The following is a 244-nucleotide window of genomic DNA, read 5'->3' on the forward strand; positions in this document are numbered from 1 at the left end:
GGCCTTAATAAAATCAGTGTATTCTATATTATCAGACTCTATTTCTTGAAGATAAGATAAGGATGTATTAATGTGTTCAATTCCTTTTTGATATCTTCCTTTATAAATTTCATGGTAAGCAATTTCCTGATTAATTAGGATTTTTGCCTGAATGGCGTTTTTCTTATTTTTAATTTTCTTAGAAATTTCCTCAGCCTGAATAACATATTGTTCGGATTTATCATACAATCCCATCAAACGGTAT

Annotated in this window: 1 pseudogene; it reads right to left on the reverse strand. The window is 28.7% G+C overall.

The window, feature by feature from the left end:
* A pseudogene (locus tag SCA31_RS25105) lies at positions 1 to 244 on the reverse strand (hypothetical protein); the annotation flags it as partial.

This window comes from Chryseobacterium sp. SIMBA_028 (assembly GCF_046535285.1).
Taxonomy (GTDB): Bacteria; Bacteroidota; Bacteroidia; order Flavobacteriales; family Weeksellaceae; genus Chryseobacterium.